Annotated in this window: 10 protein-coding genes and 1 pseudogene; 5 read left to right on the forward strand and 6 right to left on the reverse strand. The window is 58.2% G+C overall.

Annotation, left to right across the window (positions count from 1 at the left end; translation table 11 throughout):
- The first annotated feature begins 295 nt into the window (after positions 1–295).
- From SH410x_RS05365 to SH410x_RS05380, 4 genes and pseudogenes are all read left to right on the forward strand, one after another.
- Positions 296–3,850, forward strand: a complete 3,555-nt coding sequence (locus tag SH410x_RS05365) for a mechanosensitive ion channel domain-containing protein (RefSeq protein ID WP_473675309.1) — start codon at positions 296–298, stop codon at positions 3,848–3,850.
- Positions 3,851–4,001: 151 nt separating this feature from the next.
- The gene (locus SH410x_RS05370) at positions 4,002–4,295 is read left to right on the forward strand and encodes a hypothetical protein (RefSeq protein ID WP_473675310.1); all 294 of its coding nucleotides are present in this window, start codon (positions 4,002–4,004) and stop codon (positions 4,293–4,295) included.
- A 121-nt stretch (positions 4,296–4,416) separates the two neighbouring features.
- Positions 4,417–4,671, forward strand: a pseudogene (locus SH410x_RS05375) (DUF790 family protein); the annotation flags it as partial.
- A gap of 295 nt (positions 4,672–4,966) precedes the next feature.
- Positions 4,967–6,757, forward strand: a complete 1,791-nt coding sequence (locus tag SH410x_RS05380) for a cation:proton antiporter domain-containing protein (RefSeq protein ID WP_473675312.1) — start codon at positions 4,967–4,969, stop codon at positions 6,755–6,757.
- A 164-nt stretch (positions 6,758–6,921) separates the two neighbouring features.
- On the opposite strand, the gene SH410x_RS05385 is transcribed toward SH410x_RS05380, so the two are convergent.
- The 5 genes from SH410x_RS05385 to SH410x_RS05405 all read right to left on the reverse strand — a co-directional run bounded on the left by SH410x_RS05385 (position 6,922) and on the right by SH410x_RS05405 (position 12,867).
- Positions 6,922–7,599: an ABC transporter permease gene (locus SH410x_RS05385; protein WP_473675314.1), complete on the reverse strand. Its 678-nt coding sequence runs from the start codon at positions 7,597–7,599 to the stop codon at positions 6,922–6,924.
- A gap of 49 nt (positions 7,600–7,648) precedes the next feature.
- Positions 7,649–9,658, reverse strand: a complete 2,010-nt coding sequence (locus SH410x_RS05390; protein ID WP_473675316.1) for an ATP-dependent helicase — start codon at positions 9,656–9,658, stop codon at positions 7,649–7,651.
- Positions 9,659–9,668: 10 nt separating this feature from the next.
- Positions 9,669–9,914 (reverse strand): 50S ribosomal protein L27, encoded by a 246-nt coding sequence (gene rpmA, locus SH410x_RS05395; protein ID WP_473675318.1) that lies wholly within the window; start codon positions 9,912–9,914, stop codon positions 9,669–9,671.
- A gap of 89 nt (positions 9,915–10,003) precedes the next feature.
- The gene (locus SH410x_RS05400; RefSeq protein WP_473675320.1) at positions 10,004–11,020 is read right to left on the reverse strand and encodes a hypothetical protein; all 1,017 of its coding nucleotides are present in this window, start codon (positions 11,018–11,020) and stop codon (positions 10,004–10,006) included.
- A 200-nt stretch (positions 11,021–11,220) separates the two neighbouring features.
- Positions 11,221–12,867: a putative PII-like signaling protein gene (locus SH410x_RS05405; RefSeq protein WP_473675322.1), complete on the reverse strand. Its 1,647-nt coding sequence runs from the start codon at positions 12,865–12,867 to the stop codon at positions 11,221–11,223.
- Between the two features lie 729 nt (positions 12,868–13,596).
- Here SH410x_RS05405 and SH410x_RS05410 point away from each other — a divergent pair.
- Positions 13,597–15,270, forward strand: a complete 1,674-nt coding sequence (locus SH410x_RS05410; protein WP_473675324.1) for a sigma-70 family RNA polymerase sigma factor — start codon at positions 13,597–13,599, stop codon at positions 15,268–15,270.
- A 292-nt stretch (positions 15,271–15,562) separates the two neighbouring features.
- Here SH410x_RS05410 and eno read toward each other — a convergent pair whose 3' ends face one another.
- Entirely contained in the window at positions 15,563–16,849 is a 1,287-nt protein-coding gene (gene eno / locus SH410x_RS05415; protein WP_473675326.1) for a phosphopyruvate hydratase, read from the reverse strand.
- Positions 16,850–16,984 lie beyond the last annotated feature (135 nt).

Below are 16,984 nucleotides of genomic sequence, written 5' to 3' on the forward strand. Positions count from 1 at the left end.
ATGTGGACGAGTGTTCAGCAACATCAAGTTTTTTTCCATAGAGGAGGAAAGGGGGGAGGAGCACGAGACAATCGTTCGATTGCACGTATGAGAGTCACAATGGGCGTCTGCTGCCGCCATCCGCCAAGATATCGCGGATTAATCCTCAAAATCGGAAAAACCAAACGTGGCGATGGACGCGCAGCGTCGCCATAGGCCCCCCTAAAGCACATCCTTGCGGAGCGATATTGACGCCGTTTCGCGGCGTGTCGTAGCGTCGATTGCACTTCTTCTCTCGCTCGCTAGGTGGCACATCTTGTCTACGACGCAACCATTCCGCTCCACCGCATTGATACTGTTGAGCGCGTTGGTCGCCCTGCACGTGACTTCGCCGACACTTCACGGCCAAGATCGACGGGGACCTGAAACGGCGTATACCGAGCAATCCATCTCCATTGAGGCGGTGGAGCGTGTGATCGCGGACTTGACCGGCCGCAAGGACATTGATTCCGTCAAACGCGTGCAAGCGTTGGACAACTATCAATCGGCCCTGAACAACCTGAGATCGGCCGCCGAGAACGAAGCATGCCGCGTCGCCCTGGTCAGCGAAACGGAATCGGTCACCGCGCAGGCCGAACGCCTCAAACAACAGCGGGCCGATTTGAAGGACCAGAAGCCGGTCGTCGATTCCGGGCTAACGCTGCAGGAGATGGAGCAATTGCTGGCGCAGTGGGACCTGTTATTAGCACCTCTTAAAAAGGCACGCCAAGCCGCCGAGACGGAACTGCAATCACGCTCACAGCGACGCAAAGAAATCCGCTCCCTGATGGCGAGCAAGGAGCTGCGGATCGCCGACGCCGCTGCGCAGCTGCAGGCCCTTGCCACGGCGGAAGATTCGCTGCAATCCAATTCGTTGTCGGCCCGTTTGCTAACTCGCCGCATGACCTTGGCGAAGGAATTGCCGGCCCTGCAAGCGGAACTCACCAAGTACGACGCGGAGGATGCTGCCGACCTGCAGCGATTGCGATTTGATTTAGCCACCGCCGAAACGACCTACCGCGAAAAGTGCATGGAGCTGCTGCAGCAGCGTATCAACGCGGCCCGAGAGGCAGCAGCGGAACAGTCCATTCGCCAATCTCGCCAAGAGGCCATTGCCGCTGCACCGTCACTGAAAGACTACGCTGAAAAGAATCAGCTCCTCGCCGAAAAAACCAAAGCGATTGCTGACGAACTTGTGGTGGCTCAGGAAGAACAGAAGCTCGCCAGCGAGTTGTACGAGTCGCTAATGGGTCAATTCAATCGAACCCGTGCAAAAGTCAAGTCCGTTGGCATGACCAGTTCCGTCGGCGCGCTGCTGCGAAAAGAAAAGAAGGACCTCCCCGACCTATCCAGTCGGCGCGACGCGGTCGCCCTCCGCCAGCCCCTCATCAACGACACGCAGTACTCCAAGTTTGAGTACGAGGACCAACGCCGCGAGGTGGGCGACGCGACAACACTGCTCGCCAAAATCACGAAAGGCACCAGCGGCGACGCGGAAGCGTGGCCGGGCTCGGCGCTCGACGCCGCCCTGATTGAATCCGCGGCGGAGGACTTGATCGCCCGCCGCTCGGAAACTCTCGACACGCTGATTCGTAGCAACGACAAGTATTTTGATGAGTTAATTGAACTCGATACGATTGACCGGCAACTGATCAAACTCGCCGCCGAGTACGAAACCTACATTGACGAGCGTGTTCTATGGATTCGCAGCAGTCGCCCCTTAACGACCGCCATCAGTTTCGAGATGTCAGACACTTGGCTCATCAGCCCGACCAAATGGATGGAGGTAGCGGCGGCATTTGCAGCCGATGTTCGGTCGCGGTTTTACCTGTATGTGCTCGTGCTGGTCCCCTGGGTCGTGTTACTCGCTCGAGGCAGTTTCCTGCGCCGACGAATTGCCAGTTTCGGGGACGTTGCCAATCGCGTGAATTGCCGCTCAATCGTACCGACGCTGCGGACAATGGCATTAACGGTGGTGATTTCGCTGGTGTGGCCGACCCTGTGCGCCTTGATTGCGTGGCGATTAAACCGGATCGCGGGAGAGTCCGAATTCATGCTCGCCCTGAGCAACGGCTTTTACTGCCTGTCGCTGATCTGGCTTGCCACGGAACTCATCCGGCAATCCTGCCGACCGCTGGGACTGGGAGAGGCCCATTTTCGTTGGTCCACGCATGCGACACAGTCCATGCGTCGTGGTTTGCGTTCGGTCGCCATGATTGCCTTTCCGCTGACGTTGGTCACCGCGACACTGTGCGTGAGCGAGCAATCCCACGGGCGCGATACGCTCGAACGACTTTTCTTTATTGCGGGGATGTGCTTGGCAGCATTCCTCATCTATCGCGTGCTGACGCCCAACGGCGTCCTGCGGGACTACTTGAAGCTGGGGCAATCGGAGTGGAGCGATCGTGGAAAACATCTTTGGTCGATCCTCGGCGTCTGCCTTCCGCTGTCTTTGGCAGGTCTCGCGATCGCGGGGTACTACTACACCGCCGAAGTACTGTCGTGGAGATTGTTCCAGACCGGCGGTTTTCTGATGGGGCTCTTGGTCGTTCGCTCGCTACTATTTCGCATGCTCTTGTTGCGTCGACGATACCTGAGCATCGAGCAATCGCGGCAGCGGGCCGCCGCGCTCGCCGCCAGCGACGAGCCCGAATCGCCCCTGGTCGCCGGGATCGTGACCGAGGATGCCAAAGCGGATATCTCGGCTCATAGCGAACAATCACGACGCCTGATCAACACGGGCATGATCGCATGTTCGCTGGTTGGATTATGGATGGTTTGGGTGCAGGTGCTGCCCGCTCTCAGCATGCTCGACAAGTATCCGGTGTGGTCGACGACCGCGGTCACTACGGCGAGTGATGCTGAAAGGTCAGCAGCGATGTCCCCGACCGCCGCCATGATGCCGACCTCTGGCAGCAGGAGCGATCGCGACGCCGTCGGCTCATCGGACCATCGTGAGGCCGGAGCGGTTACCCTGTCGGACCTGGTGCTGGCACTCCTGATCGTGGTCGTCACGTTCGTCTTGTTCCGCAACGGCCCCGGGCTGTTGGAGATCACGGTGCTGCAACAGCTGCCTGTTGACGCCTCGGTCCGTTATGCGATCACGACGCTCGTCAGCTACACCATCGTCTTGATTGGCACGATCGCCGCCTGCTCGACCATCGGCTTGAAATGGTCCCAGATCCAGTGGCTGGCAACGGCATTGACGTTCGGCCTGGCCTTTGGCCTGCAAGAGATGTTCGCAAACTTTGTCGCTGGGTTGATCATCTTACTCGAACGCCCGATTCGTGTGGGCGATGTCGTGACGGTCGACGACGTCAGTGGAGTGGTCTCCCGCATCCGCATTCGCGCGACCTCGATCACAAATTTTGATCGCAAGGAGTACGTGGTACCCAATAAAGAATTCATCACCGGTCGCCTGCTCAACTGGACCCTGTCGGACAAAGTCAACCGCATCGTGATCAACGTCGGCGTCAGCTATGAATCCGACACCGAACGCGCCCGCGAGTTGCTACTCGAGTCGGCCAACAATCATCCGCTCGTGCTAGAAGACCCGTCCCCGGTAGCTTGCTTCGAAGGCTTTGGTGACAGCGCCCTCAACATGGTTTTACGAGTCTATCTGCCAACCCTCGACAATCGCTTGGAGGTGATCCATCAGTTGCACACTTCGATCAATAAAGCGTTCCGCGCCGAGGGCATTCAAATCCCATTCCCACAGCGGGACCTGCATGTCCGGACGACCCCCGCAGCCCTCGGCCTGTCCGTGAACCCGGAGTCGAGTCACCGCACCGTTTCGGACGATCGAGAGGCCCTGGTGACCGAAGCGGCATGATCCTGTTGGGTGAAGGCAATTCGCGTTGGGCGATGCATGGGAAAGGGGTGAGCGGGAGTCGTCGTTCTCGTGGCAGATTCCAGTCGTTACACTCAAGAGCTCCTCGGCACCGCCACCTCTGTCGTCCTATCGCCCCGCTCACGCGCGATCCATGCTCCACGGCGATCACTTCAACACCCCGGAAGATGCTGCGGTACGGCTGGTTTTCGACCAGGGGACCTTGCTCCTCAGTGGAGTGGCCAGGAATTTCATCGAGCGTGTGTGGCCGGTCGATCTGTGGCGAGATGACCCGCGGGGGGCGAATCTCACCGGCGGCGCGCGGGCCCCGAATTCGACGAGCCCAGTTCATCAGTGGCGAACCGATGCACTTCATTACCACCGCGTGCGGGAGGATCTTGGTCGCTCATTGGCGGTCGAGAGCTGGAGCGATGGAGTCCCTGGCTGACGCGAGGTCAACTATCCGCGTTGTGACCTGCATGCTCCCCGCCCTGACCGGCGTGACGCGATCGACTCGTGGTTGAATCAACGCCGCGGCGTGATCGTCATGCCGACCGGGACAGACCGTATTCATGCCAGATTTCACGTTCCGCCACCCCGAGCACGGCGAGGCACTGCTCGAAATCATCGGCTTTTGGACACCGGAGTATCTTCGAGAGAAAGCCGACCGCCTGGCTCAGTTCCGCAGTCACGGTCGCATCCTGATCGCAGTGGCGGAGCACGCTGATGAAGCGATCCCCGACATCGGTTTGCCCCGCGTGGTTTATAAAACGAAGTTGTTGCTCAAGGCGGTTTGGGAAATGCTGCCGTCGTGGAGGCCGTAACCGGGGCAGGAACCCTATGGGGCTCCGCCGGACCCGCCCAGCGGTAGGGAAAGCACCCCGCAGGGAGGCTCTTCGAGATCCGCATCGGCCATCGCGTTTGAGCGTGTCTCGACTGGAATCAGCCAGTGGGCAGATCTACCGCAGACCTCGATGCCATTGCGTTTCCAATCAAAAAAATGCCTCACCGGGCTGCCCGAAGAAGGGCAGCCCTGAGTAGAATGATGCCACCTGCCATTCTGCGGATCGATCTTCGGCGCCTCGTGACTTTTCTCCGACCCTTTTTTCGGCCATCGCCATGATGACTTTTACGGGCCTGACGATAGGGCTCGCAAGCGCCGCGACCTCGTCCGCTCCTCAAGGAACGGAATGGGCGACTGCCGTGGCTCCCACCGCGCCGATCCATATCGCAACGACCATCGGACTGCTGTTGGCCGCCAGCCTCGTGGCGGGATTGGCCAGTGAGTTGCTGAGATTGCCGAAAGTGACGGCGTATCTGATCGCCGGGCTGCTGTTGGGCACGAGCGTCTTTGACGTCATTCCCCATGAGCACTACCAGTTTCTCGAACCGCTGACCAAGCTGGCGATGGCGTTGGTGCTGTTTTATCTGGGCACCCTGTTCCCCTTCGATCAAATCCGCAGAATCAGCCGCCGGGCGATTCCGCTATCGATCGGCGAAATGGTTTGCACCGCACTGTTCGTGACGACGGGAGTGTACCTGCTCGGGATGACGCCCGCCCAATCCGTCTTATTAGGCACGTTGGCGATCGCGACCTCGCCCGCGACGACGATGTTCGTGCTGCGTGAGACGAATGCCGAAGGCCCGGTGACGAGTCTGACCAGCACACTCGTGACGCTCAACAATCTCGCCGCTGTGATCGTATTCGAGCTCGTGTGGATGGGCATTGAGCTGGCGTCGACGGGCGGGCAGACACACTCGATCAGCGCCACGCTGCTGCGTCTGGTGCAATCTCTCGGCGGTGCCTTTCTATTGGGTTTGATCGGCGGATTGGTGATGAGCTACGCCTGCGAGATCATGCACACGCGTCGATGGCTGGTCCTGCTGGTCGGGATGGCATCGCTGCTGCTCGGGCTGAGTGAAACCTGGCAGATCCCCTACATGTTGGTGTTCCTGGTCGTGGGTGTGGTCGTGGTCAATTCATCGAGCGGCACGCAAAAGATTACGAGCCAGTTCGATTCGATCGGCGGGCTGCTGACGGTCGTATTCTTTTCTGTTCATGGCAGCGAGCTGAACCTTGGCCTGCTGTGGCAGGTGGGTGTCGTGGGTGCGGGATATGTTGTCCTGCGAAGTCTCGGAAAAATCTTCGGGGTGTGGGCCGTTGCGTCGCGAACGGGCGCCTCCCATGAGGTCCGTACGTGGCTGGGCCCAGCCTTGCTGGCCCAGGCCGGTGTGGCGATCTCACTGAGCGCGACCGCGACGGCGAGAAATCCGGAAATCGCCGGCCAAGTCCAGACGATCATTCTGGGCACGGTCGTCATGTTTGAAATCTTTGGACCGTTGCTCACCCGCGCCGCGGTACTGCATAGTGGTGAGATGCCGATTGCCAATTCGATCCATCACACGTTTGGCACACCGCTGAGCGCCCTGCAAAACGTGTTCACCCGCCTGGCGGGGTCGGCGGGTTTGCTGAACAAGAAAGTGGCGTTGTCCGAACGGATGCGGGTCGAGCAGGTGATGCGGCGAAGCATCGAAGGGATCGCTGAGAACGCCGATTTCAACGAAGTCGTGCATTTCGTAGAGCACTCCCACGCCAATACATTCCCGGTCGTCGATGATGATCGCTGCGTGGTGGGTTTGATTCGTTTTGACTTGCTCAACCAAGCCTTCTTCGACCCGGAATCGGACCTCCTCCTGCGTGCCGGCGACTTGGCAACGCCGCCTGACCTATTACTGCACCCCTCTCAACCCGTTCGTGATGCGGTCAGCTTGTTTCGCAATACCAGTGATGACTGCGTCGCCGTCGTCACCGATGATGCCCCACATCGATTGATTGCGACGGTACGCCGGAGTGATCTGACCAGCCTGCTGATTCGCGACCGCAAGGCGGGTTTCGGCAATAGTGAGTAACCGAGTCTCCCCGAGACTCGAAAGGGTGACTTGCCTGCGAGCCCAGGAGAAAATCACCAACCCCGTTTGGCGGGGCAGCAGGAATCCCCAGCTCTTCAGCGACCAGCTGAGAACCCAGATGACGCGAACCGCTCGACTGGCTGTGCTGGTGATCGCCCGAACGATTACTTTGCGTTGCGTTGCAGGCGCATGAAGATCAGCAGCGACAGGCCGGCCGACGCGAAGATCAGGCACATGATCATGATTTGATATCTCGCTGCAATCAGCGGTGAAACACCAGCCAAGACTTGCCCCGTCATCATCCCAGGAATCGAAACCACGCCGACGGCGAACAAACTATTCGTGATCGGGATCAACGCTACGCGAACGGCTGATTCCGGGTTGCCATCGGCCTCCGAATCGAGCCGTTCAATCGCCAGGGACAGCGCATTCATGCAGTTGCTAAACGTCATCCCCGCCAGCGGAATCAGCATACGCGGGTTGTACCAGGGCTGGACATTGAGCACGCCCACGGTCATCACCGCGAGCGTCACGCCGCCGCCAATCATGATCGAGATGAGAACTTGGGCATAGCGTCGCCAAGGCTTCTTTTCAGCGGTGCGAATCGCAATCGCTGAGGCTGCCATCATCATCGCGGTGAGCGTGGCCAGGGTCACCCACGCTCGGTCGGACTCAAATAGGTAGACGAGCACGTAGCCGACCAGCGACAACTGGATCAGCATCCGAGCGAGCCCTTGCAGGCTCGTCCGCAAGGAATGGCCTGCCATGGCCAACCACACCAGCAGTCCGAACACGGGCACCAAGGCGATTGCCAAACGGGCCAGTGAAATCGGTTCAGCCATGGAGCATGCCTAGGTGATGAAGGAGAAAGCGAGTCTCGGCGAGACTCCGCTATCTACTGCGGCGGCCTTGTTTGCGATATTTATTGGGATTATCGGCTTTGCCAGTGATCTCGTACAGGAATCGGCTCGGCTGGGTCGGTCGTGGTTTCCCCCACTTCCTCCGTGTCAGGGCCAGCGACATGGTGAGACTTTCTTGCGCCCGCGTGATACCGACATAACACAGCCGTCGTTCTTCGGCGATGTCCTCTTCACGCCCGCTTTTAACGCTCCGGCTATGGGGCAGGAAGCCGTCCTCCATCCCGACCATGTAGACGACCGGAAACTCGAGTCCCTTGGCCGCGTGCATCGTCAGCAGCCAGACAGCGTTCTTCATCGCGAGCTTGTCTTTTTCGCTCCCCATCTCGCGTCCCGACAGCGCGATATCGCTCAAGAAACCGGATAGCTCTGGCTTCTCGCTTTTATCTTGGAAGGCGGAAAGGGCGTTGGTGAATTCACCAATCGACGCCATGCGGGCCTCACGCTCCTCCGGCTGATCGTACAGCTTCGTGATTTCGTCGGCATACGCGGTCCGCTGCATCAGCGTTTCCATGGCACCGACGAGCGAGTCACTTTCCGCTCGCTGCTGCACGTCGGTGCAGAGCTGACGCAGTTGATCGATACCGCGTTTAGCGGCAGGCGGCAAGTCTTCGATCGCCGCTGCGTTCTGCATGACCTGCCATACGGGCACACCTCGCTGGACGGCTCGATCGATGAGCAAGCGCGTGGTCTTGTTGCTCAGGCCGCGGGCAGGTGTGTTGATCACCCGCAGCAATGAAATCTCATCATCAGGTTGGTCGATCCACTTCAGATACGCAATTAAATCCCGTACTTCACGGCGATCGAAAAACGATTGGCTGCCCAGCATCACGTAGGGCACGTCGGCTTTGCGCAGTTCCGTTTCAAACAACCGCGGCTGCTCGTTGGTGCGAAAGAGAATCGCAATCTCTTTGGGCTGAATGTGTTCGTTATCGATCAGGTGCCGGATCTCGCGAACGACCGTTTCAGCTTCGGTGGTTTCGTCCTTGTGCTGGACGATCCGAGGGCGTTTCCCCTTAGGCCGGTCGGGCTTGAGGATCTTGTCGTGGCGCTCGGTATTGAAAGCGATCAGCGTGTTCGCCATTTCGAGAATCGCGCCCGTCGAACGATAGTTGTCCTCGAGCCACACGATTTTGGCGTCCGGCCAATCTTTCGAGAAACTCAAGATATGCGTGACGTCCGCGCCCCGCCACGCGTAAATGGACTGGTCGTCGTCGCCGACGACGCAAAAGTTACGGTGGTCCCGGGTCAACGCCTGGGTGATCCGGTATTGGCTGCCGTTGGTATCTTGATATTCGTCGACGAGCACATGGTCGTACTTCGCTGCCTCGGATTGCCGGACTTCTTCATGCTCGGTCAGAAGTGTCTCGGTATGCAGCAGCAGGTCGTCGAAATCCATCGCGCCACGGGCCCGCAAGGCATCTTGATATCGCCGATATCCCGACGCGGCGAAATGCTCTTTATCGGTGCACGCATGCCCGGCGGCTTGATCGGGCAGAATCGACTCGTTTTTCCACGACCCGATAATCGACAACATGTCCGAGGGCTTCAGCGCCGTCCCGGGCAAGCGGAGTTCGCGGAGGATCCCGCGTGCCAACGACTCTTGATCGCTGCGATCATAGATCGAAAACTTCTTGGGAAACCCCAGCACACCGGCATGTTCGCGAAGCATCCGCACGCACTGTGAGTGAAACGTGCTGATGACCGGTTTGGGCGGGGGCTTTTCGCCTTTTCGGCGGCGTTGGTTTTTATGACCGAGCAGTTCGGAGACGCGTTCGAGCATCTCACCGGCTGCTTTATTGGTGAAGGTGACCGCGAGAATCCGCTCCGGCGAGATGCCGTGCTTGATCAAATTCGCGATCCGAAACGTGACGACACGGGTTTTCCCCGTACCCGCCCCGGCTAAAACCAGCAGCGGTCCGGACAGCGTCGTGACCGCTTCGGCTTGCGGAGGGTTGAGTCCCTCGACGCTGAATCCATTCAACGGAAAGTGCTCAGGCCACGTCGACGTTGATGCGGCGACCTTCGCGATCGAATCGTACCTTGCCCGCAACCAGGGCATAGATCGTATAGTCGTTGCCCATGCCAACGCCCTTACCGGGGTGGAATTTCGTGCCCACCTGGCGGATGAGGATATTGCCTGGAGCGACCGCTTCGCCGCCAAATCGCTTCACGCCGCGGCGCTGTGCGTTGCTGTCGCGACCGTTGCGGCTACTGCCCTGACCCTTTTTATGTGCCATGATCTCTTCGTTTTGTTAGTTTCGACGCCGTCTGCGGGGACGCGTCTAAGAATTGGATTGGAATGGATTCGTATGGGAAGAACAGAAAGTTACCGGAACACCCACCGGTAATCAAGCCGTTTATCTAGTCCATATTTTTTCAGTACGTAAGACTGCTCTTCGGCATCGTCGTAGGCGGGGACACCGAACCGAACCCGATCGGACATTTGGTCCATCGAATCACCGGGGCGATAGAAGTTCAGCATCAAAGCCTTGCGTCGATAGGGGGCCGCGTCCCCCTCGCCATCTTGTTCAAACGCGTTGGTCAAGCCAAACACGTTGACGGAGATGAAATCGAGGTTGGGGTCGACATCGACCCAAGTTGCCACGCCCCACACGCCCGGAGCCCCTGGATCGTCCGATCGCGGGATCTTGACCTGTGAAATGTCGACACTGTTGTGTAGCGGAGCGGTGATCTGTTCCCGAATTGCGATCCGCTGGACAGCCGTTGGCAAGATTTCATCGATGTATTGCTGCCCCGACTCGCGGTCTTCGAGTACGAACATCGGGAACAAGCGGCGAGATTCGTAGCTGACCGATTCGATTCGCTTGTAAATCGGCTCGTCCAGATTATCCGCCGCAGGACGCAAATCGCCGCCCCGGTAACGCACGCGATAGACCATGTATTGCACGAGCTTGCGCTGCATCTTCCCGTCGGGACGGGGGATGTCGAGGTAGATCTGCCGCAGCGGCTTGAACGAAAACTCGAAACAGAAGATCTCACGACGATAGATCACCTGTTTGAGCATTTCTTCGAGCGTACGAGATCTCGGGTCAAAATGCGGCTTGCCCTCGGGATGATGTCCCGTCTTCGCCCAAGCAATTTCCGGATGGGCGTCGATCATCGACTGCAGTGTCTGCGGCCCATCGAAGGTTTCCTTGGGATCGGGCGATGGCGGGATGACAGTGACCACGCCGGGAGCAAACGGCGTTTGCACTTCCGATGAGGGGTCCTCCTTCGCTTCGACGCCCCCTGCGTCCTGGCCGGTAACGTTGCGCGGGGCGCAGAAACTCACCAGCCCGATCGCCAGCAGACTGCAAGTGACCGTGAATCGGCTGATTCGCATGGTCATTCTATTGGTGGCCCAGCTGAAGGAATTTTCATTGCGGGAGGGTAGCATCGCGGGAAACGCCTAAAACTCGAAAACGGCTGTCAAAACATACTGATACGACGCAGCACTCCACAAAACGGATCGATGAAAGTCGTCTGGCGAGGTGCCAAAGTGTTTTTGAACGGTCCGCGATGCGAGTCATCGGTACGGTCTCGTCAACGAGTTTTCACGTCGCTGGATGAGAGCGTCTCTGCGACCGATGTGTTCGATTCTACTTCGTCCGCCGATTCGGCCGCGGATAATTCGATATTTTTGCTATTTTTCCCACTTGGAGAGTCGCTTCCGTCCGCGTCTTTGGAACCACCCGTCAATTGCAACGACGCTGCGAGTTGGATGTCGGAGCCCGCCAGCTGTGGGACGCTCTGCCCGTCCATCGTCCAAGTCGCCAGTACACGGTGGCGATGGTCGTCACTCAGATGCATCATGATCCACTGAATCGGGACCCCCTCGACCTGTCCCCCCACGACCACTCGGAGCATCCGCAGGCCGCCGTCGGTCAAGTCTTCGCGGCTCTCGATGAACTCGCCGAAACGGCCGCCCAGCGTTTTTTGCACGTCTTTTTCGAACGCCTCCAGGGTCAACTGCTCGCCCTCAGGGAGCCGGGCCAATGGTCGCAGGTTCAGTTGGGCGATGGATTGATCATTTTCGATCATTCGCAGAATCGCTTCGCCGGGGAGATCCTTCATCACCCGCCAGCGCCGGTCCATCAATCCCTGCACGCCCACATGATCGCTCGACATCGCGATGAGCAGACGGTCCTGGGGCGGGGGTTCGTTAAACGCGATTTTCGCTGGGGTCGACGGCAAGGTTTGGACGCGTGCCAATGGCTTGCGGACCATCCGAATGGTGGCGGTCACGTCAAATCCTGGCTCGGCGTTACCAATCTCACGCGTTTCATGGATCGCAATCGCCGCCCACGTGACCGCACCGGCGCGGCGATCGAGGGTCAGTTTTCCGATGACCCGCAACTGCGTGGGCACGCCGGAGACCGAGCCGTCGATCTTCCCACGCAATTGCAGCTTGGCTTCGGCTGCATCGGCGGAGATCAATTCCATCTCCACATCGCTCGAGGCGATCGAGGAAAGATTGAAGAACGACACCAAATCGGAGGATGCGATTTTGACTTTTTCGCCGCCCCGCATCATCTGCTCCGGGACCAAGGCGTCGACCGCAGCACTGGAGATGGGGGTCCGCAGTAAGTCAACCTCTTCATGGGTCAGATAATCGTCGCCGGAGTAGATCGTTTCCGGCAACTGGTCCCGCCGTGCGATCACGCTGCGGACCGAGTCTCGCAGTTGGATTTCCTGGTCGGTTCGGCTCAGTCGACTGGTTCCGACGGCTTCGTGAAATTGTCGTTCCGCAGCGAGAATTGCCGAGTCCGCCGTTGCGCCGGTGGGGCGTAAAAAGCGTTCTTCGAAATCGAGAGCCAACTTGGCCTCGAGCGGCAACATGCGTTTCTTACCGTCTCGGACCAGCGGATCGGCAACCAGATTCACGTTGCCCTTGACGTCGATTTCCATCCGCACCCGGAATAGATTCTGGTCCTTGTTGACGCTCAATCGCACCTCGTCGGTGGCGTCTGCCGCTGCGACGATCCCCGGCAACGAGGCCCCCGCGAGCGTTCCCGCCGCGGCGCACGCCAGCACTGCTCCGCCGCCCGACAACGACCTCAAGAACCCTCGCCGCGAGTACCCTTCGCCCCCACGGTGAACGGTCCGCATGCCTTCCTCCTGAAGTTTTTCGACCAGTGCTTCGAGCGACAACGAGTGGGACACGATTCCATGATGGGAACGATGCGACATAGTAGCGGACCAGTCGATTGGAGAAGGAGGCAAAAATTTCGGAGATCACGGCGCAAGTCACGCCGCACCTTCGGACAATCGGCACACACCTGCCAAGCGATTGAATCCTTGTCACAGAATTACCCGCATTCTCATTCTGAGACGCAGAAGTTTCAATCTGATTGTAAAAGTGACAATATCATCCGGCATCTACGCGACACCTGGGGAAACTCGAAAGTTTTTATCGTGACGAAAACACGCTGATTTACCGGACACTTACGAAGTCAAGGCTCCCTTTTGGTCGAGTGGCAGCACGTTTGGCGTGAAAGTTTCAGTGTAGTGAGATCGTTCGCATGAGAGTTGTGCGTCTGGGAGCCCGGTTTTGAGGGAATCCATCCTTTTGGATGAACAAACTTCCCGGTTTAGCGGTCTCTTAAGAGGACATTGAACACGTTGCTTCGAAATGACGCGATCGGATGAAACCGCCGGACGTTCGGCGGGCCGACTGCCTCATCAACCATTTCGAAGCGTTGAGAAGATGTCGCGTGGCAAGGAGCCACTCGAAACACTTGACGTGTCTGGTAAACTTCCGATCGCTGGATCGGATCGTTTGCTCAGACAGGTCAAACCTAATTCAATCGCCATATGGATTTGGCGATCCCCGAGCAAATCAGATTGATGTGTTGGCGACCCGCCGGGGTTGCAAGGAAAGACAGACACAAACGATCAAGCACTGGGAAATTCGAGATTATGCATACTACCTATCGTCATATCGGACTGATCGAACTTCGCGACCAACTGACTCGGTTCGCGCCCCGACTCAAGAAAATTGAACAAGGACTGCTCGCAGAAAAACTGCTCAGTGAAATCGTAGATGATCGCGACTATGTGATCGATTACGTGTGTTTCCGGATCACGAACTATCGCCCCGATTCCAAACTGCGCCAAACGATTCGATCGGCAGACTTGCAGCACGACCTGCGTTTGCTGGTCGAAGACCTCGCCGAATCGGCCTGCGTGGACGCGGACGATGCTGGCGAGCGGGTGCTGACGGTCGACGAATTGGCAAAGAAATTTCGTGTTTCGACCAAGACAATCAGTCGCTGGCGGGATGCTGGTTTGGTGGCCCGCAAGTTCATGTTTGGCAAACGCAAACGCGTGGGTTTCCTGCAGAGCAGCGTGGATCGGTTTATCGCGACCAACCGTGACAAGGTTCGCCGTGGTGAACGGTTTAGCCAGCTAAGTGGCGAAGAGAAGTCCGAGATGATCGAGCGTGCCCGTCAGCTGGCTGAGGGTGGCGCCAGCCTATCGGAGGTTACCTTGCAACTCGCTGGGCAGATGGATCGTTCGCCTGAGGCGATTCGCTACACACTCAAAAACTTCGACGTCAAGAATCAAAAACTCGCGATTTTCCCACATCACCGCGAGTCGTTGACCGAGGAAGACAAACGGGTGATCGCTCAACTGCACAATCATGGCGCCACCATTCCCCAGTTGTGCAAGCGTTTCAAGCGTACCCGCTCGAGCATCCGCCGGATTCTCGACGAAGTCCGCATGCAACAAATCACTGAATTGCCCCTGGACCATATCTACAACGAGGACTTCGAAGCGACCAGTCGCGAAGCGGAATACTTGGCCGAGATGCCCGAAGGCACCGCGTCGCGGAAAGCCCGTACCCCGTCAGACCTGCCCAGCTATCTGGCGGCACTCTACGACGTGGCCTTGCTCAATCGCGAGCAAGAAGGGCACTTGTTTCGCAAAATGAACTACCTCAAGCACCGCGCCGGTGTGCTGCGGGACGAACTCATCGCCAGCGGCCAGACCAATGCGGCCACCATGGATCAAGTTCAGTCGCTCTACGAGGAGGCCGTGCGAGTGAAGAACAAAATCGTGCAAGCGAACTTGCGGTTGGTGGTCTCCATCGCCAAACGTCACTTGGCGAGCACCGATGATTTCTTCTCGCTGATCAGCGACGGTAACATGTCGTTGATCCGCGCCGTCGAAAAGTTCGATTACTCGCGGGGTAATAAGTTCAGTACCTACGCAACGTGGGCGATCATGAAGAACTTCGCACGGACCATTCCCAAGGAGTTCAAACACCGCGACCGTTTCCGTACCAGTGGCGAGGAAATGTTCGATGCTCATCAAGACCAACGGCTCGATCCGTACACGGAAGAAACCGTGCAGCGACAGCGGCAACGCGAACTCGCTCGCATCCTTGACCGGCTCGACGAGCGTGAACAAAAGATCATCTCCGCTCGCTTCGGCCTGCAACGTGGTGTCGAGCCACTGACGCTCAAAGAGGTCGGTGCCGAAATGGGTGTGACGAAAGAACGCGTCCGTCAGCTGGAAGCTCGGGCTTTAACCAAGCTGCGAGAAGCGGCACGCGACGCCAAAATCGACGTCGAACTCGGTGCCGGCTGAACTTGGTGACGGAAACTTACTCGCTTGCCGAGTGTGCACGGGGCCATCAGCTTGATTGCCGAGGCGATCTTCGCTGATCGCCGAAGCGTTCTCCGGGCTCACGTCCGGCAGCGTGGCCCTGTTGATTCGGTGAGCCGAGACGGTTGCTTGGCCGACTGCCGCGACGGTCAAGCGGCCGACTGCCGCGAGTCACTCGGTGGCTGACCATCGGGATTTGGCATGGGCTGCTTCCCACCGCCGCTTCGCCGGTGACTGCAAGGTCGCCCGGCGAACGATTAAGTCTAAGTCGCGTTTACGACTTGCACTTGGCAGCAAAGATCGGTCCGCCGTACTGGGCGGTGTCGCCGAGCAATTCTTCGATCCGCAGCAATTGGTTGTACTTCGCCATGCGGTCCGAGCGGCTGGCCGAACCGGTCTTGATTTGTCCGGTCGACAATGCCACGGCCAAATCGGCGATCGTGCTGTCTTCGGTTTCGCCGCTACGGTGGCTGGAGATTGAGGTGTAGCCATTGCGGTGAGCCAACTGGATCGCATCGATGGTTTCAGTCATCGTGCCGATTTGGTTGACCTTGATCAGGATACTGTTGGCGATGTCTTCGTCGATACCGCGTTGCAGTCGTTCGACATTGGTGACGAACAGGTCGTCACCGACGAGTTGAACCTTGTCGCCAAGCTTCTGGGTCATCGTTTTCCAGGTGGCCCAATCATCTTCGCTGCAACCGTCTTCGATGCTGCAGATGGGGTATTTATTGCACCAATCCGCGAAGAAATCGACCATTTCGTCACCCGACAATTCCTTGCCATCGATCGTGTATTTCTCCGTTTTGCTGTCGTAGAACTCCGTTGAGGCGGCGTCCAAGGCGATCCAGACCTGCTCACCGGCCTTGTAACCGGCTTTATCGATCGCCGTCATGATCACGTCGAGGGCTTCTTGGTTGCTCTTCAGGTCGGGTGCGAAGCCGCCCTCGTCACCGACGGCCGTGTTATAGCCTTTGTCCGTGAGCACCTTTTTGAGGTTATGGAAAATCTCGGTGCCGGCTCGCAGGGCGTCGCTGAATCGCTCGAATCCGAGCGGCATGACCATGAATTCTTGCACGTCGACGTTATTGTCCGCATGCTCGCCACCATTGATGATGTTCATCATCGGTGCCGGCAGCATCCGGGCACCACAACCGCCGAGATAGCGGAACAGGGGCTGGTTGGTCGACGCGGCGGCGGCGTGGGCCGTCGCCAGCGAAACGCCGAGGATCGCATTGGCACCCAGGTTTTTCTTGTTCGGCGTGCCGTCCAAGTCGATCATCGCTTGGTCAACGGCGGCTTGGTCGGTCGCGTCCATGCCTTCGAGAGCGTCGGCGATTTTGCCGTTAACGTTCTCGACTGCTTTCGTGACGCCCTTGCCCATGAAGACGGACTTGTCGCCGTCACGCAGTTCCCAGGCTTCGTGAATACCTGTGCTTGCGCCACTCGGCACGGCAGCTCGGCCGGCCGCTCCGTCCATCAGTGTGACTTCGCACTCGATGGTCGGGTTGCCGCGGCTATCGAGAATTTGGCGGGCATGGATGGATTCAATCAGTGTCATGTTTTTTTGGTGGTTGAGAGGTGAAGTAATCGAATAGAAAAACGGACGAGGAAAACGCTGGGCGTTGTGCTTTCGTGACGTAGTTTGTCCAATGAGCGGCAAATTGAATACCCCGCCCCATATCTCATTCGACCT

This window comes from Rhodopirellula sp. SH410, from assembly GCF_055811895.1.